The 20,905-nt window shown below is 32.9% G+C and carries 16 protein-coding genes; 6 read left to right on the top strand and 10 right to left on the bottom strand.

Annotated elements, in window-relative coordinates:
* Positions 1–33 precede the first annotated feature (33 nt).
* The 6 genes from radC to trkA form a co-directional block, all read right to left on the bottom strand.
* Positions 34–732: a RadC family protein gene (gene radC / locus DFQ06_RS17345; protein ID WP_042505255.1), complete on the bottom strand. Its 699-nt coding sequence runs from the start codon at positions 730–732 to the stop codon at positions 34–36.
* 81 nt (positions 733–813) lie between these two features.
* Positions 814–2,535: an ATP-binding protein gene (locus DFQ06_RS17340; protein WP_133969131.1), complete on the bottom strand. Its 1,722-nt coding sequence runs from the start codon at positions 2,533–2,535 to the stop codon at positions 814–816.
* Positions 2,529–3,653 (bottom strand): FIST signal transduction protein, encoded by a 1,125-nt coding sequence (locus DFQ06_RS17335; protein WP_159140104.1) that lies wholly within the window; start codon positions 3,651–3,653, stop codon positions 2,529–2,531. The genes DFQ06_RS17340 and DFQ06_RS17335 overlap by 7 nt, the downstream gene beginning before the upstream one ends.
* A gap of 327 nt (positions 3,654–3,980) precedes the next feature.
* Complete coding sequence (locus DFQ06_RS17330; protein WP_074938946.1) at positions 3,981–5,336, bottom strand: UDP-N-acetylmuramate--L-alanine ligase; 1,356 nt, start codon at positions 5,334–5,336, stop codon at positions 3,981–3,983.
* 247 nt (positions 5,337–5,583) lie between these two features.
* Positions 5,584–7,077 (bottom strand): TrkH family potassium uptake protein, encoded by a 1,494-nt coding sequence (locus DFQ06_RS17325; RefSeq protein ID WP_042499056.1) that lies wholly within the window; start codon positions 7,075–7,077, stop codon positions 5,584–5,586.
* Positions 7,078–7,130: 53 nt separating this feature from the next.
* Complete coding sequence (gene trkA, locus DFQ06_RS17320; RefSeq protein WP_133969127.1) at positions 7,131–8,480, bottom strand: Trk system potassium transporter TrkA; 1,350 nt, start codon at positions 8,478–8,480, stop codon at positions 7,131–7,133.
* 243 nt (positions 8,481–8,723) lie between these two features.
* On the opposite strand from trkA, the gene ubiE reads away from it, so the two are divergent.
* From ubiE to DFQ06_RS17305, 3 genes are read left to right on the top strand one after another with little or no spacing between them, the layout of a single operon-like run.
* On the top strand, positions 8,724–9,449 hold the full coding sequence (ubiE, locus tag DFQ06_RS17315) for a bifunctional demethylmenaquinone methyltransferase/2-methoxy-6-polyprenyl-1,4-benzoquinol methylase UbiE (RefSeq protein WP_133969125.1): 726 nt from the start codon (positions 8,724–8,726) through the stop codon (positions 9,447–9,449).
* Positions 9,450–9,453: 4 nt separating this feature from the next.
* On the top strand, positions 9,454–10,182 hold the full coding sequence (gene porT / locus DFQ06_RS17310; protein WP_074938942.1) for a type IX secretion/gliding motility protein PorT/SprT: 729 nt from the start codon (positions 9,454–9,456) through the stop codon (positions 10,180–10,182).
* 36 nt (positions 10,183–10,218) lie between these two features.
* Positions 10,219–10,767 carry a hypothetical protein gene (locus DFQ06_RS17305; RefSeq protein WP_133969123.1) on the top strand — a complete coding sequence of 183 codons (549 nt, stop codon included), beginning with the start codon at positions 10,219–10,221 and terminating at the stop codon, positions 10,765–10,767.
* Between the two features lie 14 nt (positions 10,768–10,781).
* On the opposite strand, the gene DFQ06_RS17300 is transcribed toward DFQ06_RS17305, so the two are convergent.
* Complete coding sequence (locus tag DFQ06_RS17300) at positions 10,782–11,501, bottom strand: TrmH family RNA methyltransferase (protein WP_133969121.1); 720 nt, start codon at positions 11,499–11,501, stop codon at positions 10,782–10,784.
* Between the two features lie 172 nt (positions 11,502–11,673).
* Here DFQ06_RS17300 and tamL point away from each other — a divergent pair, with 172 nt between their 5' ends.
* From tamL to accD, 3 genes are all read left to right on the top strand, one after another.
* Complete coding sequence (tamL, locus tag DFQ06_RS17295) at positions 11,674–14,223, top strand: translocation and assembly module lipoprotein TamL (RefSeq protein WP_042499049.1); 2,550 nt, start codon at positions 11,674–11,676, stop codon at positions 14,221–14,223.
* 132 nt (positions 14,224–14,355) lie between these two features.
* Positions 14,356–15,423 carry a class II fructose-bisphosphate aldolase gene (gene fbaA, locus DFQ06_RS17290; RefSeq protein ID WP_074938935.1) on the top strand — a complete coding sequence of 356 codons (1,068 nt, stop codon included), beginning with the start codon at positions 14,356–14,358 and terminating at the stop codon, positions 15,421–15,423.
* Between the two features lie 289 nt (positions 15,424–15,712).
* Positions 15,713–16,570 carry an acetyl-CoA carboxylase, carboxyltransferase subunit beta gene (gene accD, locus DFQ06_RS17285; protein WP_042505265.1) on the top strand — a complete coding sequence of 286 codons (858 nt, stop codon included), beginning with the start codon at positions 15,713–15,715 and terminating at the stop codon, positions 16,568–16,570.
* A gap of 82 nt (positions 16,571–16,652) precedes the next feature.
* Here the strand turns inward: accD and DFQ06_RS17280 are convergent, their stop codons facing one another.
* The 3 genes from DFQ06_RS17280 to DFQ06_RS17270 all read right to left on the bottom strand — a co-directional run bounded on the left by DFQ06_RS17280 (position 16,653) and on the right by DFQ06_RS17270 (position 20,888).
* Positions 16,653–17,753: a sensor histidine kinase gene (locus DFQ06_RS17280; protein ID WP_042505266.1), complete on the bottom strand. Its 1,101-nt coding sequence runs from the start codon at positions 17,751–17,753 to the stop codon at positions 16,653–16,655.
* A gap of 215 nt (positions 17,754–17,968) precedes the next feature.
* Entirely contained in the window at positions 17,969–19,948 is a 1,980-nt protein-coding gene (locus DFQ06_RS17275; protein WP_133969119.1) for an OmpA family protein, read from the bottom strand.
* Between the two features lie 10 nt (positions 19,949–19,958).
* Positions 19,959–20,888, bottom strand: a complete 930-nt coding sequence (locus tag DFQ06_RS17270) for a PorP/SprF family type IX secretion system membrane protein (protein ID WP_133969117.1) — start codon at positions 20,886–20,888, stop codon at positions 19,959–19,961.
* Between the last annotated feature and the right edge of the window lie 17 nt (positions 20,889–20,905).

Here is a 20,905-nt window from a genome sequence, read left to right as displayed (position 1 = left end):
TTTGGTGTTTCATAGTGTTTTAAACATGAAACCTTACAACACGTTTTCGTCTGCAAAACTAAAGTATGCTTTTTCAGTAATAATTAGGTGATCTAGTACTTTTATATCTAAACTTTGTGCTGCCGTTTTTAATTTTTGGGTGATGTTTTTATCGGCTTCACTGGGTTTTAACGTTCCAGACGGGTGGTTGTGCGCCAGAATAAGCCCAAGCGCACCAACTTCTAATGCATTTTTAAGCACTAACCTAACATCTACTAAAGTTCCTGTAATGCCGCCTTTACTTAATTGATTTTTATGAATTACTTTATTAGAGTTATTTAAATATATAATCCAAAACTCTTCGTGTTCGAGCTCACCAATTATAGGTTGCATAAGTTCGAATACCGATTTACTTGAAGTTATTTTCTTTTTCTGAAGTGCTTCTTCTCCACGACGGCGCCGGCCTAATTCTAAAGCAGCAATAATACTTATAGCTTTAGCCTCGCCTATACCTTTAAACGCAGTAAGTTGTTTGATAGACATTTTACCTAAAGCACTTAAATTATTATCTGTACTCGATAAAATTCGTTTACATAAAGCAACAGCACTTTCTTCGCGATTACCAGAACCAATTAAAATAGCAACAAGTTCAGCATCGCTTAAAGCGGCTTTACCTTTGTATAATAATTTCTCACGAGGTTGATCGTCCTGACTCCAATTTTTAATAGAAAATGCTCCTTGTTTATCCGCCATTCGATAAATCTACATATTTTTTTTAATATTTTCTTTTTGGAATTTCAAAAAAACAATGATAATCAAACGATTAAAGATAAATTACGAATGACTATACACTTCTAAAAGAGCATATAATTTATTCGGTTCAAAGGGCTTTCCCATAAAACCATTCATTTTATGTAATTCTGTTTTTTCTTTTACATCGGTTTGTGCCAATGCTGTAAGAGCTACAATAGGAATATTTGCTTTTTTTGGATCGGCTAACTTTCTAATACCTTTTGTGGCTTCATAACCATTAACAATAGGCATTTGTAAATCCATTAAAACCAAATCGAATTCACAAGTTTCTTTTTCAAACTCTTTTAAAACCTCAGCACCATTTTCAACAACAGTGTAAGTAACATCCCAATTAGCAAAAAATTTCTTTAAAATAAGAACATTCATTTTATTATCCTCTGCAACTAGAACATTAACATCTAATGGTTTGTAGGTTGATTTTAAATTTGATGTTTTACTAGTTAATACGTGTTTAGCAGGATTTATTTTGAAATCTATATTGAAAAAAAACGTAGAGCCTTCACCTAATTTACTGCTAACTTCTAAATCGCTATTTTTAAACCTTAGCAACCTTCTACAAATTGAAAGCCCTAAACCAGTGCCTCCATATTTTATTGCTGTTTCCGAGCTTGCTTGTACAAAGCTTTCGAAAATAGTTTCTTGTCTACTTTCCGTTATGCCTATACCCGTATCGATTACTTTAAATCCAAGTGTTACTTTATCATTAAGCACTCCTTGATTTCTCACGCTAAGTGTAATACATCCTTTTTCGGTAAATTTAAACGAGTTGCTTAATAAATTTTGTATTATTTGGCTCAGCACAAGTTTATCTCCAATGATATCTTCAGGCAAGTCGTTTTCTTCAACTAATTTAAATCGAACATCTTTCTTAACGGCCTGCATAGAAAATTGATCTCTTATATGATCTAAAAAAGAAACCAAACTAAATTCCTTTTCAATAACATCAACCTTACCCGATTTAATTTTATTAAAATCTAACAAATCGTTTATTAACCCTAGTAAATGCTCACTGGAATATTTTAAAGCCTTCAATGTATCTACCTGTTCTGGCAAATAATCTTCCATGAGCAGAATATTAGACAATCCTGTAACGGCATTTAATGGGGTTCTAATTTCGTGAGACATGGTAGATAGAAATTCATCTTTAGAAACACTTGCCTTATGCAGGGCTAATTCTATTTCTTTAAAGTTAGTAATATCGGTTATCGTACCAATAAAACCATAGGCTTCATTATCTGTATTTTTAAAAAGTTGAGCTTTCAACTCGAACCACATTACCTTATCATTCTTTATTAACTTAAATACAAATACGGTTTTCTTCTTATTAAAAAAATTGTAGCGTTTTTTGTTTTCCTCTACATTTTTCTTCGGAATAAACTCTTTATAATTCCGACCTAAAGTCTTTTTTACAGAACACCCCATGTATTTTTCCCAAGCCCGATTTAGATAGGTAAAATTCCCTTCGAGATCGGTTTCAAAAATAATATCGCCAATATGGCTAACTATATGTTCTAATTTCGATTTTGTTTTATTATGATCTTTTGTTAACTCTTCGTTTAAAGCAAAAAGCTCCTTAGAACTTAACTCAAGAACATTTTCTAAATGATAAACATCTTTATCAAAACTACTGTAGGCTTCGTTTACCGTTTTTATAAAACTAGCTAGCTCAGGGCTATCTGTTTCACTTAAACCGGCTTTTAAAAGCTGTCTTTTTAATAATCTATGATAGTCGTTTTTCAACATTCTGAAAGTGTTGTAATAGTCATTGTTTGATGATGTAACTCACATAAAGACTCGTTTAAAGGTGCTATTTCTCCATAAGAATAAAACCCTGTTATTTTTGAAGTATCTCCAATGACGTTGCGAACGGCATCAATTTCTTCTTCTGCTAACTGTTTTAAAACCAAACGGCGCCCAACACAACTAATTAAAACCACTAATTCTATTGTTTCTTTTAAACCCTGACTAACCGAAATAGCAGATTCTTCTGCTCCTGTAATCAGTTTATCAACATTACCTTTCATCAAGCGCAAATAACTTCCCTCCGGAATATTAGCTCCAAAAATCAAACTCTGATCTGCTTCATTTATGCCCGAAAGCCCACGCACCACAGCTTTGGCCTTTTTACTTATTCTAATACTTACAGGAAACAAAAGCCCTGAGCTTGGTAACTTTTCAGCATCTTTTCCTAATAAATCTTTATATAGTTTTAATACTGGTTTCCCATCGAGTTCGTATAATATGTTTTTTTTAGATTTTGTAACTAAACGCTCAATACCAAATCCATCCCAACCACCTTTAGAGCTATAATTAACATTTAAATTATCGCCATAAAAACCTAAGCCTAAAACTGTTTTTTCTAGAACTTGGTTATTTTTAATTACAAAGGTTTTTTCAAAATCTTCGCCATCTGCCGCTAAACCACCAGTAACACTAATATATGGTAAAGCAGATTTTAAACCCGAAACTAAATCGGCGCCATTAATATTTAAGCCATCGCTTAAAACCATTACATGTTTTAAATCATCTTTATACAACATGTTACCTATACGTTCTCCTGCTTTGCTGCTATCAACTTCTGAATCTAATTTTACAGATACTAATTTAAGGCTTGTTTTATCGAACTGAATAGCTGTTAATGAAATAGATTTATCTGTAACAGTAACATTTGAAATTTCTCCAGCTGTAGAGCAACCAAATACTAAAGCATCAGGATATTTTAAATATATTGCCGATAAAACCTCATCTATAATTTCGAAATCTGGCGAAACAAAAAGCATAATTAAATTAGGCTCAATAGCTATTGAAGCCATGCCTTGATTCCATTTTTTTTGGTTTAAAGAAATTTGATTAACCTTCATATAAAATATTATAGCTCGTGTATAAAAAAAACAAAAGCCTTTCTTGTTTTGAGAAAAGATAGGCATTAAATTAAAGCGATTTTTTTTAATACGAAACTTTTTCAACACAATTATTTGTCGAAATACTTAAAAATTACAAAAATGATTATTTAATCGAGATTTTCTTAAAAACCAAAAACCATACCTATCCTTAGGAGATTTACACCCTTCAATGATGCTTTACTAAAATCAATAATGTAGAATTACTATATATAAAAAACACTGCCTATTTATTAATAAAATAGGCAGTGTTTTTCTTTGTATTAAAATCTATATTGTAATTACAACTTACTTTATTAAGGCTTTTACCTCTTCAAAATCTAAGCCTCCATAATTACCAGAACTCATTAACAACAAAGCTTTATTCTCTAAACTTTGTTTGAATAAAAAGTTTTTAAAATCGTCTGGGTTTGTATAAATAATTAAATCGTCGCGTTCAAAAGCGGTAGCTATTTGTTCGTGCGTTACTGCTGCTAGTTTTTTAATTTCTACGGCATGCGGTGAGTAAAACACTACAGCAACATCGGCGGCATCAAGAGCGCCTTTATATTCCTTTAAAAACTCAGCATTTAAACTACTGTAAGTATGCAACTCTAAACAAGCAACCACTGTACGGTTAGCATATTGCTCTTTTACAGCATTTGTAGTAGCCTCTACTTTACTTGGCGAATGTGCAAAATCTTTAAAAGCCACACTGTTTTTGCTTTCTGCTATTTTTTCTAGACGTTTACTCGCTCCTTTAAAAGTAGCAATGGCCTCGTAAAAATCATCTTCATCAATACCCATGTGTTGGCATATCCATTTTGCTCCAGCCAAATTATTAAGATTGTGTTTACCAAAAACTTCAATTGGCAATGGACCTTCTGGTGTTTCTAAAAAAGTCTCCCCATTTTCTACTGTATATTCTGGTGTTTGGTAAGCTATTTTTCTAATGGTATTATTGCTTGCTTCTACCACACGTTTTACTTCAAGATCTTCTTCATTATAATTAATACTTCCTCCATTAACAATAGAATCTACAAATATGCTGAATTGCTCCACATAGTTCTCATAGGTAGGAAACACATTAATATGGTCCCAAGCAATACCGCTTAACAATGCGATATTAGGTTTATATAAATGAAATTTTGGTCGTCTATCTATTGGCGAACTTAAATACTCATCGCCCTCTAAAACTATAAAATCATTGTCTTCCGTAAGTTTCACCATCACATCAAAACCTTCCAATTGTGCGCCAACCATATAATCTACATCACGATCATGATAATGCATTACGTGTAAAATCATAGATGTAATTGTGGTTTTGCCATGGCTTCCACCAATAACTACGCGAGTTTTATGCTTAGACTGTTCATACAAAAACTCTGGATAACTATAAATTTTTAAGCCTAACATTTGTGCTTTTAGCAACTCTGGATTATCGGCTTTAGCGTGCATCCCTAATACAATAGCATCTAACTGTTCGGATATTTTCTCAGGAAACCAACCAAATGTTTTCGGCAATAAACCTTTAGCGTCTAATCTAGATTTTGAAGGTTCGAAAATAGTATCATCGCTGCCTGTTACTTGATATCCTTTATTATGAAGCGCTAAGGCTAAATTGTGCATGGCCGAGCCGCCAATGGCTATAAAATGTACGTTCATGTGCTGATTTTGAATGTTTCAAAGATACTTTTTTGAGATGAATTGCTGAAACGTTGCTTCGGAAAATTGTTTGATTTTTTTATTGAAACATTTCATAAAAAAATAAGCTACAAATTCAATCAATTTATTAAGAATAGAACTTCATTTCAGCCTTCATATGAAAGCTATAAAATCATTCTTCCGAAGATAAAAAAACCATTATTAATGTTGATTTACAGTATTACAAACACAACTCAGAAAATTAAACCTATCTATTTCTCCAGAAAAATGGTGTAAATAAAATTAGCACTGTAAACAGTTCTAAACGCCCAATAAGCATTAAAAATGCCGACCACCATTTTGCTAATGGCGGTAAAGCTGAATAGTTATTTACAGGTCCAAAATCGCCTAATGCAGGCCCTACATTCCCGAGACTAGATGCCGCCAAACCAATTGCTGCATCAAACTGAATTCCGAACATAGAAAACACTAGAGCTCCAATAATGAAAGACAGCATATAGAGAATAAAGAAGCCTAAAACATTAAATACGATATCTCCAGAAACCGCACGTTTATTGTAACGAACCGGTAAGATAGCATTAGGATGCAAGGTGCGCTTAAACTCTAAAAACCCATTTTTTATTAATATTAAATGGCGCACAACTTTAACTCCACCAGATGTACTTCCGGCTGACCCACCAAGAAACATAAGTCCGAAAAAGAAAACCACTAAAAATGGTGACCACAGCGTATAATCTGCTGACACAAACCCTGTTGTTGTTATTACTGAAAGCACTTGAAAAAGTGCATGTCTAAAAGAACTTTCGGCCTTTCCCCAAACCATTGGGTGGTCTATTGTAGATATGGAAGCATCGGCTTGAAAATAAATAATTAGAGCTGCTATGGCTGTGAATATGATTATGAATTTACTATAAAGTTTAAACTCTTCATCGGCTATAATTTTTTGAACTTTTCCTTTAAAAGCAAAGTAACTCAGTACAAAATTCACACCTGCTAAAAACATAAACAGAATTATGATGTATTGTATTATAGGCTGATCATTCCAATAAGCTACACTAGCATTTTTAGTTGAAAACCCACCTGTAGAAAGCGTACACATGGCATGGTTAATAGCATCAAAAAACGACATTCCTGCTAAGTTTAGCAGTAAAGTTTCAGCGGCCGTATACCCAAAGTAAATAAGCCACAAACGCTTTGCTGTATCTGTAATTCTTGGATGTAATTTATCGGCACTTGGCCCAGGAGCTTCGGCTGCAAAAAGTTGCATACCACCAATACCAAGCAATGGCAAAATAGCAATGGCGAGTACAATAATACCCATACCACCAATCCAGTGCGTTAAACTTCGCCAAAACAACACGCCTTTTGGTACAGCTTCAATATCATTTAAAATAGATGCTCCGGTTGTTGTATAGCCAGACATGGTTTCGAAAAACGCATCAGTAAAACTAGGGATAGCTCCAGTAAACACATAAGGTAAAGCACCACAAAGCGACATCATAACCCAGCCAAAAGTTACCACAATATAACCTTCGCGTTTGTTCATTTCCTTATTATGATTTCTGGTTAAAACCATAGAAACCACACCAATAATTACTGTAGCAATACCGGCTAAAAAGAGCTCGAAAGTAACACCATCTTTATATAGTAAACTCACTAATGCCGACAGTAACATAAAGCCACCGTTAAACAAAAGCAACAGACCTAAGAAATGAAAAATGATTTTGTAATTTAATTTCATTTGGAAATATATTGTTGATTATATAAAACCCAACTTAATAGGTTTTATACATTTTAGCGAAATAATTTTTCGACACCTTTTATAGATTGTAATAAACTACAAACTACTACGCGGTCTCCTGCTTGTATTTTAAAATCTCCCAAAGCAATAACTCCCAATCCGTCACGAATAACACCGCCAATAATGGCAGAGCGTGGAAAGTCCACATTTTTAATCACTTTATTACAAATGGCCGATGTAGGTTTTACCTCAAACTCTAGAAGCTCTGCATTCATGTTACTAAGCTTCGTCATGGCAACCACTTCACCTTTTCTGATGTATCTAAAAATATTATTTGCCGCTAGTAATTTTTTATTAATTAAAGTTTCGATACCTATGGAGTGCGATAATTCAAAATAATCCATATTCTCGACTAGCGCTACCGTTTTTTTAACACCTTTAGATTTAGCCACTAAACAAGTCATGATATTGGTTTCGGAATTTTTCCCAACCGCAATAAACGCATCCATGTCTCCAATATTTTCTTCTTCGAGCAAATCTACTTTTCGACCATCACTATGCAGCACTAAAACCTTTGGTAACTCGTCAGCAATATCGAAAGCTCGTTCCTTATCTTCTTCTAAAAGTTTTACATTAAACCCTTTATCAGAAAGCGATCTGGCCGTTTTAAAACCGATTTGACTTCCGCCTAAAATCATTACATTTTTAATAACTCTATTCGGTTTTCCGGTGAGTCTACATAACTCTTCGTTTCCTCCTTTAGAAGTTATAAAAACTACATGATCGCCACGTTTAAATTTGGTATCTCCACGCGGAATAATAGTAAATTGCGTTCCAAAACGCTGTATAGCAATAGGCACAAAGTGAAGCTCAGGAAATATTCTAGCAGCTTCTTTTACTGTTTTACCAACAAAAGATGCCGAGCTTCTTAGGGTTAAACCAATCATGGTTAATGCCCCATTTTCAAACTCGTAAGTATCATTAAATGACGATTGTTTAAGTGATAATTCAATTTCGGAAGCTGCTAAAGCTTCGGGAGAAATTAATTCATCAATACCAAATTTGGTAAACCCAACCTCATCTTTATGACGTATAAATTCTGTATTTGAAATTCTAGCGATGGTACGTTTCGAGCCTAATTGTTTCGCCAATACACAAACCGTAATATTGGTGGTTTCGCTTGCTGTAACCGCAATTAGTAAATCGCTTGCCTCTACCCTAGCTTCTTTTAAAATAGCAATAGAAGTGGCATCTCCCTTAATAACTCTAATATCCAAATGCGTATCTGCGTAAGCTAAACTGTCTTTTTGGGTATCTATTAAAGTGATTTCTTGAGACTCGTATGATAGGAGTTTTGCTAGATGAAATCCAACTTCGCCAGCTCCTGCTATAATTATTTTCATTTGTAATTCTTCATGATAAAGTGCTGCAAAGATAGTGCAAAATTAATATTAGTTATTTAAAATGAAACTTTATAACAGAATACGAACCTATTTAAAATCTGCATTATAAAACTAAATGTAGCTTATTAATACCTATAAATTTAATAAATTTGACACTGTAAAACAGTATAACCTGCTTTTCACTTTTAAGCACACATTATAAAGTAGAAATAAATTATGTAGGTTTGCCAAAAAAATAAAGATTTGTCGAAAATTAAACCATACAAAGACAGCGATTTAGGTAAAAAAGAACAAGTTACCCAAATGTTTGATACCATTTCTGGAGATTACGACGGCTTAAACCGTGTAATTTCTTTTGGAATTGATATTAAATGGCGCAAAAAAGTTGTTAAAATAGTAAAGAATGCTAATCCTGATAGTATTTTAGATGTTGCTACAGGTACTGGAGATTTAGCTATTAACTTAGCAGAAACAAATGCTAGCAGAATTGTTGGTTTTGATATTAGTAGCGGCATGCTAGAAATTGGAAAAACAAAAGTAACAAAAAAGGCTTTAGACTCTAAAATTGAAATGATTTTGGGTGATAGTGAAAGCATGCCTTTTGAAGACAATAGCTTTGATGCCATAACGGTAGCCTTTGGTGTTCGTAATTTTGAATCGCTTGAAAATGGTTTAAAAGAAATCTATAGAGTGCTAAAACCTAACGGTACTTTTGTTATTTTAGAAACCTCTATGCCAGACAAAACGCCTTACAAACAAGGTTATAATTTTTACACTAAAAACATTTTACCACTTATCGGAAAAATGTTTTCTAAAGATAGAAGTGCGTATAAATATTTATGCGAATCGGCATCTGTTTTTCCTTATGGAGAAGCTTTGAACAATATTTTACGTAAAATCGGGTTTATAGATGTTGAAGATTTGCCACAAACTTTAGGTGTGGCCACAATTTATAAATCGAGTAAGTAATAATATGAAGCAGGTTTTTGCATTATTAGCATTTTTATTTGTAATCCAAACATCGAGTGCACAGCTTTTCAAAAAAGAAAAGATAACCTACGATGCCAACCAAGGACGTGGTTCTACGGAATACAAACTATTGCGTTGGGGTTATTTTCTAGGTTTTAACAATTACGATTTCAACTTTGATTACAATCAAGATTTACAAGATGTTTATGTAAAAAGCACTACCGGTTTTAATGTTGGTTTAATAGGAAACTTAAGAATTAACAAGTTTTTAGACATCCGTATAGAGCCAGGTTTACTAATTACTACTAGAGAATTAAATTACAGCCCAACTTATTTTGTAGATGCAGAGCCTCGAACTAGCGATTTAACTCGCGAAGTAAAATCGACTTATATTCACATTCCGTTATTACTTAAAGTTTCTACCAAACGTATTAACAACTTTAAACCTTTTGTTGTTGGCGGATTCTCTACTGCATTAAACCTTTCGAGTAACCAAGACAACCCAAACGATAATAAAAACGGACAATTCCGTACTATTAAAAACTCTTTATTCTACGAATTAGGTTTTGGTATCGATTTCTATTTGTACAACTTTAAATTCACACCATCCATTCGAGGTGTATTTGGCTTAAACGACGAGTTGGTTAGAGATGAAGATCCAAACAGCCCATGGACTAGTAATATTAATAGCATGAAAAGTCGTGGTGTTTTTATCAACTTCACGTTTCAGTAGGAATACGGATTGAGTATTTCTATTGCTGGCAACAATATGACAAAACCCAAAGATAACAGGAAACAAAATCGGTTTTTGATTATATTCCCAATTCTGACAATATTCGGAATTGGAATTACTGCCTCTATATTTACAACCTCTGAAACGAATAATAATTATAGTTTAGATGGCATAAGAAATAAAATAAAAGATTCTATAAAAGTTTCCGAATTAAATGGTACTACAAGTAGGTGGGTAAGGAAAAACGCAACGGAATCCGAACTTCTTAAACTGACGGAATATCCAAACGGAATAGTAAAAGCAATCGCTTACGAAGGTCTTTTAAGAAAAAAAGAGTTTGCACAAAAAACTGAATTAATATTAAGAGCAATTAATGACACAACCTACATTATAGACAATCAATCACGTTGTGTAATGAATGTAAACATTCGCGAATATATTGCGCAAAACGTTTTATTGATTGACGACGAAATTCCAATACCTGAAAGATTACCGGATTTTGGTTTAACCAAAATAGAAAAAGAAAAAATTCTGACTGAATTTAGAAAGTTACGAGTTAAAAAAAAAGCAAACAAAATGTTTTAACGATTTGCTAAAAACTAACCACGTCTAAACTCACTTATCAAAATTGAAGTTGCTGTAGCCACATTCAAACTCTCTGTAGCTTGTAAATCGCCAAATCTTGGGATACTGATTTTTTCAGTAATTAAAGCTTCTACGGCTTTCGATACACCATTAGCCTCATTCCCCATCACTAAAACACCATGTTGTGGTAATTGTTTTTTATAAACATTTTCACCATCCATAAAAGCACCAAAAACAGGCAGATCAGTATCTTTTAAAAAGGTTTCTAAATCTACATAACTAATATTCACCCTCGTAATTGAGCCCATAGTAGCTTGTATCACTTTTGGGTTAAAACAATCTACGGTAGCTTTACTACACACCAATTGTTTTATACCAAACCAGTCGCAAAGTCTAATAATAGTTCCTAAGTTTCCCGGGTCGCGAACATCATCTAAAGCCACTATAAGTCCTTTGGTTTCAACAGGTGTTTGTTCAGGAATTTTAAAGACTGCTAACGCTGTATTAGGCGTTTTCAAGAAACTAATACGCTTTAAATCGGTTTCAGAAATTAAAACTTCATCTTTGGCATCAATATTGAACGATTCCGTCGTATATAATGCATGAAGCTCTAAATTAGACGCCAATAATTCTTTTATTGTTTTAACACCTTCAACAACAAAAAAACCAAGGTCTTGTCTATATTTTTTTTGCTTTAAACTCGTTATTAATTTTATCTGGCTTTTACTAAGCATGCCTTTTTCTAATTTTTTGATAAAGAAAAAGAAAATATTAGTAACAATAGCCTAGACATTAATTTTTCAGTTGAAAAAAATGTATTTTTGAACGCGTAACGCATATTTTAATTAATTTTTCAGTTGAGACATACTGTAAACAGATTTAACCAAAATTTAAGGACTAGTACATTTGAAACTTCAATTCAAAACCATATTAATTTTACTAGGCGGCTTTATATGTATTACTGCATGTAATAGCTTAAAGCGTGTTTCTGATGATGAGCACGTACTTTCAGAAAACACTATTCTTGTTAATGGCGAGAAAGAAAGTAACGAAACCTTAAACAATTTACTTTATCAAAAACCAAATACTAAAATTCCGTTTTTAGGTGTACCGCTGCGTTTACATATTTATAATTTAGCTCGCCCGAATATAGATTCTATTATAAATGCAAATTTAAATAGACGCCCAAAGAAGAAAGAGCGTTTAGAAAATTTTCTTTCTAAAAAACAATTGGATAAATTTCTTGAATCTAAAAGAGATTTTAATGCATGGCTTAAAAAAACCGGAGAGGCACCTGTACTTGTTAATGAATTAAAAACACAAAAATCTGTAACTCGATTAAACAGCTATTATATTAATAACGGTTGGCTAGATGTAAAAACCGATTACGAGATTACCAAAACCGACGATAAACGCGCTAAGGTTGCATATAAAGTTGAAACAGGAAAACCTTTTTTAATAGATACCATTACCGAGAATATAAAATCGCCAATTATCGACACCATCTATCAAAAGATAAAAAAGGATGCGTTAATAAAGAGTAACGAACAATATAAAACCGTTAATTTTGAGCAAGAGCGCGAACGCTTGGCTACCATAATTAGAAACTCGGGAGTTTACCATTTCTCTCAAGACTACATTACCATGGATATTGACACCATTGGTACTAATAAAAAAATGAATGTTGGTATTAATATTTTAAATCGTGCTATTCGAAACCAAGATTCTATAACGCGTGTTCCTTTTAAAATATACACCATTAGAGATGTAAATATTATCACCGATTATTCTTTTGAAAACAGAGGTAAACCATTTCTAGATTCTATAAAATACAATGGTTATAATATTTATGCTTACGATAAAATAAAATATAGACCACGTGCACTTACCGATGCCATGTTCACGAATGCAGGTACTATTTTCAAAGATTTAGATAGAACCAGAACCTACAGACACCTTAACGAGCTACGTACCTTTAAATACCCTAACATTGAGTATTACGAGCATGAAGATAATACCTTAACAGATACTATACGCTTAACTCCTTTAAAGAAATTTAATTTTGGCTTTAGTGCAGATGTGTCTCAAAGTAATATTCAGAATTTCGGATTTTCATTAAACCCAAGTTTACAGATAAGAAATATATTTAGAGGTGCAGAAACCTTCCAAATATCTGGTATTGCCTCTATTGGTTCTTCCAAAGACAAAAACAATATAGACGATCCATTTTTTGATATTAACGAATATGGTCTCGATTTAAAACTAACCATACCTAGGTTATTTTCTCCATTTTATACCGAGCGTATTATTCCAAAATATATGTCGCCTAGTACAAATATTAGTTTATCGTCTACAAGCCAAACCAATATTGGTTTAGACAAAGAAACTTTTAGCGGTGCTTTCAATTTTAATTGGCAACCAAATAAAAAAGTTACTAACCGATTAGATATTTTTAATATTCAATATATTAATAACCTAAACATAAAAAATTACTTTAGAGTTTATACCACATCGTTTACAACCCTAAACAATATTGCACAGGAGGTGGGTTATGTTGGCCCAGATGAAGAATTAAACATTCCTAATTCTGATAACCCAAACAACCAAGCCGATGAGTTTATAGCCTATGCTCTAGCAGACACAACACCTACAGAATTATCTACAGACCAAGTATCTACCATACAAGCTATAGACGAGCGTAAAACGCGTTTAACAGAAAACAACTTAATACTATCATCTAGTTTCAGTTTTACAAAAGATGGTAGAACTAATATTTTTGACGAAAATTTTTCAATCTTTAAATTTAAAGTAGAATTAGCAGGAAATATATTAGCAAGTACGGCTGATTTAATAGGGCTTCAAAAAGATTCGCAAGACAGGTACGAGCTTTTAGACGTGGCCTTTTCTCAATATATAAAAACAGAATTCGATTATACTAGACACTGGAGTTTAGGAAATAAAAACGTATTGGCTATGCATAGTTTTTTAGGTATTGCTGTACCTTACGGAAACTCGACAAGTATACCTTTTTCTAAAAGTTTCTTTGCCGGAGGACCAAATGATAACCGAGCTTGGACAGCATATAGCTTAGGACCAGGAAGCTCGCAAACCACAAACGAATTTAACGAAGCCAACCTTAAACTTGGTTTAAATCTTGAACATCGTTTTAATTTATTCGGAAATCTAAACGGTGCATTTTTTGTTGATGCTGGTAATATTTGGAACGTATTTGACGATGTAGAAACAGAAGGAGCCACTTTTGATAATTTTAGTTCCCTAAAAGATATTGCCATCGGTTCTGGTCTAGGTTTACGTTACGACTTTAGCTTTTTTGTTTTCAGGTTCGATGTTGGTTTCAAAACTTACAACCCTGCCAACGAAACACAAAACCGTTGGTTTAACGAATATAATTTCACCAATGCCGTATATAATATAGGTATAAACTACCCGTTCTAAACATCTTTTTCTTCACGTTTTCACTATAACGTTTTAGTATTATTTTAGCACTTTCAGCGGTGTAAATCTCAGTTTTTTATTTAAAAATTGATTACTTTTGGTAACTTAGTAATTAATAATAAATAAATTAAAATGGGACACAATATAAAACCAGGTGTAGCTACAGGCCTAGAAGTACAAGCAATTTTTAACCATGCAAAAGCAAACGGTTATGCTTTACCAGCAGTAAACGTTATTGGATCGGACACTATTAATGGTGTTTTAGAAACTGCAGCAGAATTAAATGCTCCAGTAATTATTCAATTTTCTAATGGTGGTGCGCAATTTAACGCAGGTAAAGGTTTAAGCAACGACGGTCAAAAAGCAGCTATTGCAGGTGCTGTTGCAGGTGCAAAACATGTACATACTTTAGCAGAAGCTTATGGTGTTCCAGTAATTTTACATACCGATCACTGTGCTAAGAAATTATTACCTTGGATCGACGGTTTATTAGACGCTAGTGAAGTGCACTTCAAAGAAACTGGAAAATCTTTATTCAGTTCTCACATGATTGACCTTTCTGAAGAGCCAATCGAAGAAAACATCGAAATCTGTAAAACATACTTAGAAAGAATGTCTAAAATGGGCATGACTTTAGAAATTGAATTAGGTATTACAGGTGGTGAAGAAGATGGCGTAGACAACTCTGATGTAGACGACTCTAAATTATACACACAACCAGAAGAAGTAGCTTACGCTTACGAAGAATTAAGTAAAGTAAGTCCTCAATTTACAATTGCAGCAGCATTTGGAAATGTACACGGTGTTTACAAGCCAGGTAACGTTAAATTAACTCCGAAAATCTTAAAAAATTCTCAAGAGTTTATTACAAAAAAATATGGTGTTGAAGAAAACCATATCGATTTTGTATTCCATGGTGGATCTGGATCTACAGTAGAAGAAATTAGAGAAGGTATTAGCTACGGTGTAATTAAAATGAATATTGATACAGATTTACAATATGCATTCATGGAAGGTATCCGTGATTATATGGGTGGAAAATCTGAATATTTAAAAGCTCAAATCGGTAATCCTGACGGGGCCGATTCTCCAAACAAGAAATTTTACGATCCAAGAGTTTGGTTACGTGAAGGTGAAAAAACCTTTGTAGCTCGTTTAAAGAAAGCTTTTGAAGATTTAAACAACGTAAACACTCTATAATTATAGAATGTTTTACAACATATATTAAGGCTCTGCATATAGCGGAGCCTTTTTTTGTATATTATACTCTAAATCAAAAAATTAAAGGATAAAAGTCAATAAAATCACTTGGGCGTTACCACAAAATTAAAAAAAGGTTTAATTTTGCCGCCAGGCTTTCCGCTGTATCTTTTTATTTTTACTTAAAATTGCTTTGCATTTCAAATAAAAACAAATAGGATGCCGCATCAATCCTTAACGCAGTTAACGGCTTAATATTAAAGCTTTAAACTTTAAAACACACATTACTATGTCTTGGTTTAAAAGAAAAACAAAAGGTATTACTACAACTACGGAAGAGAAAAAAGACACTCCAAAAGGACTGTGGTACAAATCTCCAACAGGTAAAATTGTAGATGCCGAAGAATTAGAAAAAAACTTTTACGTAAGTCCAGAAGATGGATATCACGTTAGAATAGGAAGTAAAGAATATTTTGAAATCCTTTTTGATGATAATAAATTTAAAGAACTAGATAAAAACCTAGACTCTAAAGATCCATTAAAATTCGAGGATACTAAAAAATATCCAGACCGCTTAAAAGCCGCTCAAGAAAAAACAAAACTTAAAGATGCCGTACGTTGTGCTGTTGGTAAATCTAAAGGAAAAGATTTAGTAATAGCTTGTATGGATTTTGCTTTTATTGGAGGTTCTATGGGTAGTGTTGTAGGAGAGAAAATTGCACGTGCTGCAGATTACGCATTAAAAAACAAATTACCATTAATGGTTATTTCTAAATCTGGAGGAGCTAGAATGATGGAAGCTGCATTATCATTAATGCAATTAGCTAAAACATCTGTTAAGCTTGCACAATTAGCCGATGCCGGTTTACCATACATATCTTTATGTACAGACCCAACTACGGGAGGCACAACAGCATCTTTTGCTATGCTAGGTGATATCAACATAGCCGAGCCTGGTGCGTTAATTGGTTTTGCAGGACCTAGAATTGTGAGAGATACTACTGGAAAAGAATTACCAGAAGGTTTTCAAACTTCGGAATTTTTACTAGAACATGGTTTCTTAGATTTTATTACTCTAAGAAAAGATTTAAAAGATAAAGTAAATCTATATGTAGATTTAATTACAAATCAACCATTAAGATCATAAACTAAAAAAGCGAGCCAAATGGCTCGCTTTTTTTTTATACTACATCAATCTTAATATCATCTTTTAAGCTGAGAGAAACCCTTTAAACGGCTTTCTTAAGGGATACAGAGAACTCTGTACCTTTTCCTAATTCACTTTTCACATCAATTTTACCTCCAAGTGATTCAATATGGTTTTTGGTAATAAATAATCCAACACCCCGCGCATCTTTATGTTTATGAAATGTTTTATACATTTTAAAAAGTTGATCTCCATGCGTCTTCATATCAATCCCTAAACCATTATCTTTAAAAGTGATTACAATAAAATCCTCATTTATTTCACTGCATAAAAACACCTCTGCAACTCTATCTTTAGCACTATATTTTAGAGCATTGGTTAAAAAATTTAAAATAATACTATCTAAAAAAGCTGGTATAGCTAAAACTGAATGTTGAGGATCTACATTATTCTCAATTTTACATTTTATATTTTTAGCTAAACCACTAACATTGTATATGGCCTTATTACAATATTCATGAAGGTTTAAAGATTTAATCTCCTCTTTATTCATTGATTTTATTTTAGCCACTTCACTTAAGTGAGATACCGTATCATTTAAGTTTTTTATAGATTTTTTTAAATACTCAAAATTCTCGCTTTTACAAGCATTAACAGTCCCTTCTTCGGCTAATATAAAACCAACTAATGTATCTAAATTAGAAGTGTGTGTTCTTAAATTATGTGTAACAATATCTGCAAAATTTGATAACCTATTATTTTGCTCTTTACTTAAGTCTAGTAAAATTTTCAGCTCCTCTTGATCCGATTTTTGTTGAGAGATATCATGTATTTCAGAAATAAAATACTCGGGTTCATCCTTATCATCTCTTACTAATGACACCGAAAGCCTTACCCAAACAATAGATCCGTTTTTATGAAAATAGCGCTTCTCAATAGTATAATTAGAAATATCGCCACGAAGTAAAGCGCGCATAGCACCTAAATCTTTATTAAGATCCTCTTTATGGGTAATATCTTGAAAGGTTTTTGTGTAGAGTTCTTCCTTTGAATACCCCAAATATTTCACGATACTATCATTAACTTTAATCCACTCACCGCGCATACCAACTATGGCTAAACCGCCCATGGCATAATTAAAAATGTTCTCAAATAGTTTATGTCTTGAAAAACTAATAGCCATAAAATGCACGTTAATTTATACAAGGATAAAAGTTAAATGTTTTTTTTTAATTACCGAAAGAAAAAACCAACTAATATCGTAATTTACTTACATAATGTGTTTTACCCAAGATTTCACTTACCAATTTTTTAATTTAATATATAAACAACATAAAAAACGAGCTATCTTCAAAAGGAAAACAGCTCGTTTTTTTATAGTCAAATTTGGTGTTAGAATTAATTCTTACCAGGTTTTTTATCTACTTTATGCAATGGTGCCACACTTGGGTCTACCGCCTTAACATTGGTTCCTCCACTTACAATAATAAACTTAGATCTACGGTTACGCTGATGCTCTTCTTCAGTACAGTTATTTGTATTAGCATCATCACAGTTATTTAATAATTGATCTTCACCGTAACCAATAGCACTCTCTATACGTGCTTTTGCAATACCTCTAGTGTATAAATAGTATTGTGTAAACTTAGCTCTTTTATCAGACAACGACCTGTTGTAAGATTTAGAACCGCGACTATCGGTGTGCGATTCAATTTTAATAATCATATCAGAATGATTATTCATTACTGTAACAATCTTCTCCAATTCATACTCTGCATCGTCTCTAACGATGTATTTATCAAAGTCGAAGAAAATTGGGTTAATCACAATTTCATTTCCAACAATTAATGCTTTCAATACTAAATCTGCCTGATTTACCTTCCCTCTTTCAGAATTGGTTACAACAGTTTCTTGATCTGAAACATAATCTAATTTAGATCCTATAATAGTATACTCACTATCGCAAGCAACTTTGGCAAACGTATAATTTCCGCCAACATCACTAAGTACTTCTTTCAAAACTTTACCACTTGCATCAATTAATTTAACTGTTGCTTCCGGCAAAATTGAATTACTTAAACTGTCGGTTACAACACCAACAACACTTTGTAAACATGGCGATGTAGAACCAAAGCTATAAACATCATCATCTCCCTTACCGGTTGTTCTATTCGATGAGAAATAACCAGAATTCTCATCTTTCAATGTAAAGGCAAAATCATCCATATTACTATTAATAGACTCCCCTAAATTATAAACTTTGTTTTCTTCTTTATTATTTAAACCTGTTTTATAAATATCTAAAAGTCCAAAACCAAAACGCCCGTTAGAAGAAAAATACAAGGTATTATCTTCACTTATAAAAGGGAACATTTCCATACCCTCTGTATTAATTTCTGAGCCTAAGTTTTTTGGAATTCCATATTGATTTTTATCGATATCTAAGATTACTTTAAAAAGATCGGTCCCTCCTATTGCTCCTGGCATATCAGACACAAAGTAAAGTTCTTTTTCATCTAAACTTAAAGTAGGATGCCCAACTGAATACTCATCACTATTAAAAGGTAATTCTCTTTCGTTAACCCATTCTCCATCTTCTAAATCGGCCCTGTATAATTTTAAATTTGTAGTCTTATCCTTTGCTTTTCTTAATTTTTTACCGTGATAATTATCTCTAGTAAAAAACATAGTTTTTCCATCTTTACTAATTACTAAAGTCGCCTCGTGATACTTTGTATTTACATCTCCTTTTAGATAATCCAACTCACTTAGCTGTGTATCTTCTCCAATATTACCTTTGTAAACATTTAAAAAAGGCTGACGGTTCCACTTATATATTTTTTTACTTTTTCCAGAAAATGGTTGTGTTGAAAAAACAAAAAGCGAACTATCTTTTACAAAGCCATTAAAATCTGAATAGCTTGTATTTATATCTAAGTTCGTTATATTATTATAGGTTATATTGTTTTCATCTTCTACCAAACCTAATAACACCTGTTTTGCTCTAACATCATCTTTCTCTAAAAGTGCATACTGAGAAAACATCTCTTTAGCTAACTCCTTTTCGCCTAAAGCATTTAGCGTTAATCCGTATTTATAATAATATTCGCTATCTAACTGTACTTTATATTTATCGAAAAGTAACGCATACCAAAATTGTGCTTCCGTTACATCTGCGTTGTTATAATAAGAATCTGCTAAGCGTTGCAGGGTAACTTGTGAAGAGTCACCTTTTTTAACTATGTCTCCATATAATTGGGCAGATTTAACATAGGCGAATTCATTAAAATAGCGCTCTGCTACAATTTTACTTTGACCAGACATACCAGAAAAAGCAAAGCAAAAACCTATAATTAATAGTATCTTAATTTTGTTCATAATATAATTTTTAGAAGAATCTTGGAGATTTAATTTTTCCTTGTCTTAAGATATTGAATCTTAACATAATTTCGTGCGATCCGCTTGTGTACTCATTTATTGGAGTTGTTGCATAATCATAAGCATACCCAACAAATAATTCGGGAGATATTTGAAAACCAGCCAAACCACTAACAGAACCATTCCATCTATAGGCTAAACCTAAAGTTAGCTTTTCATTAAACAAAAAGTTAGCAGAAAGATCTACCGATATTGGGGCACCGGAAACACCTTTTCCTAAAAAAGCTGGTTTAAACTTTAAATTCTCACTTAAGTCGAACACATATCCACCTATTAAAAAGACATGCAAGCGCTCTTCTGCGACACTTTGAATAAACTCATCATAATGCTGTGAGCTAATAATATTGGGAACCGAAAGCCCTAAATACCATTTGGTATCATGATGATAAAAAATTCCACCACCTATAGAAGGTAAAAACTTAGAATCTATATTCTCTAAATTAGGATCGTTCATTTGTTCGGCCGTTCCTTTAGAAAAATCAACATCTAAAAATCTAACACCGGCTTTAATACCAAATGATAAATTAGTCTCTAAGCCAACAGGAATGGTGTATGAAAAATTCCCGTCCAAATAAACTTCGTTAGATGGGCCCAATTCATCTTGAATAATATTTAGACCTAAACCAACACGTTCTCCGGCCTGAGTTTCCAAACCAAATGTTATGGTTTTTGGAGCTCCATCGACACCTACCCATTGGGTACGATACAAGCCCGTGGCTGTAAAATCTCCACCCGTGCCAGCATAAGCTGCATTTACACTCATAGTATTGTACATGTACTGCGTATACTGCGGATCTTGTTGTGCTTTTGCTTCTTCTACAACAAAAGAGAAGAAGCAAAACAGCACTAAGAGTTTTAATATATTATGTTGTATTTCCATTTTTAATTTTTTAATAA

This window comes from Algibacter lectus, assembly GCF_004368925.1.
GTDB classification, from domain to species: Bacteria; Bacteroidota; Bacteroidia; order Flavobacteriales; family Flavobacteriaceae; genus Algibacter; species Algibacter lectus.
The sequence above is the reverse complement of the archived record's forward strand: the minus strand, read 5'-3'. Positions and strand labels throughout refer to the sequence as shown.

What these genes read in the sequence shown, in the direction of transcription:
- radC (WP_042505255.1), bottom strand. Translation starts at nt 732, where the DNA reads ATGGCGGATAAACAAGGAGCATTTTCTATTAAAAATTGGAGTCAGGAC.
- DFQ06_RS17340 (WP_133969131.1), bottom strand. Translation starts at nt 2,535, where the DNA reads ATGTTGAAAAACGACTATCATAGATTATTAAAAAGACAGCTTTTAAAA.
- DFQ06_RS17335 (WP_159140104.1), bottom strand. Translation starts at nt 3,653, where the DNA reads ATGAAGGTTAATCAAATTTCTTTAAACCAAAAAAAATGGAATCAAGGC.
- DFQ06_RS17330 (WP_074938946.1), bottom strand. Translation starts at nt 5,336, where the DNA reads ATGAACGTACATTTTATAGCCATTGGCGGCTCGGCCATGCACAATTTA.
- DFQ06_RS17325 (WP_042499056.1), bottom strand. Translation starts at nt 7,077, where the DNA reads ATGAAATTAAATTACAAAATCATTTTTCATTTCTTAGGTCTGTTGCTT.
- trkA (WP_133969127.1), bottom strand. Translation starts at nt 8,480, where the DNA reads ATGAAAATAATTATAGCAGGAGCTGGCGAAGTTGGATTTCATCTAGCA.
- porT (WP_074938942.1), top strand. Translation starts at nt 9,454, where the DNA reads ATGAAGCAGGTTTTTGCATTATTAGCATTTTTATTTGTAATCCAAACA.
- DFQ06_RS17305 (WP_133969123.1), top strand. Translation starts at nt 10,219, where the DNA reads ATGACAAAACCCAAAGATAACAGGAAACAAAATCGGTTTTTGATTATA.
- DFQ06_RS17300 (WP_133969121.1), bottom strand. Translation starts at nt 11,501, where the DNA reads ATGCTTAGTAAAAGCCAGATAAAATTAATAACGAGTTTAAAGCAAAAA.
- fbaA (WP_074938935.1), top strand. Translation starts at nt 14,356, where the DNA reads ATGGGACACAATATAAAACCAGGTGTAGCTACAGGCCTAGAAGTACAA.
- accD (WP_042505265.1), top strand. Translation starts at nt 15,713, where the DNA reads ATGTCTTGGTTTAAAAGAAAAACAAAAGGTATTACTACAACTACGGAA.
- DFQ06_RS17280 (WP_042505266.1), bottom strand. Translation starts at nt 17,753, where the DNA reads ATGGCTATTAGTTTTTCAAGACATAAACTATTTGAGAACATTTTTAAT.
- DFQ06_RS17275 (WP_133969119.1), bottom strand. Translation starts at nt 19,948, where the DNA reads ATGAACAAAATTAAGATACTATTAATTATAGGTTTTTGCTTTGCTTTT.
- DFQ06_RS17270 (WP_133969117.1), bottom strand. Translation starts at nt 20,888, where the DNA reads ATGGAAATACAACATAATATATTAAAACTCTTAGTGCTGTTTTGCTTC.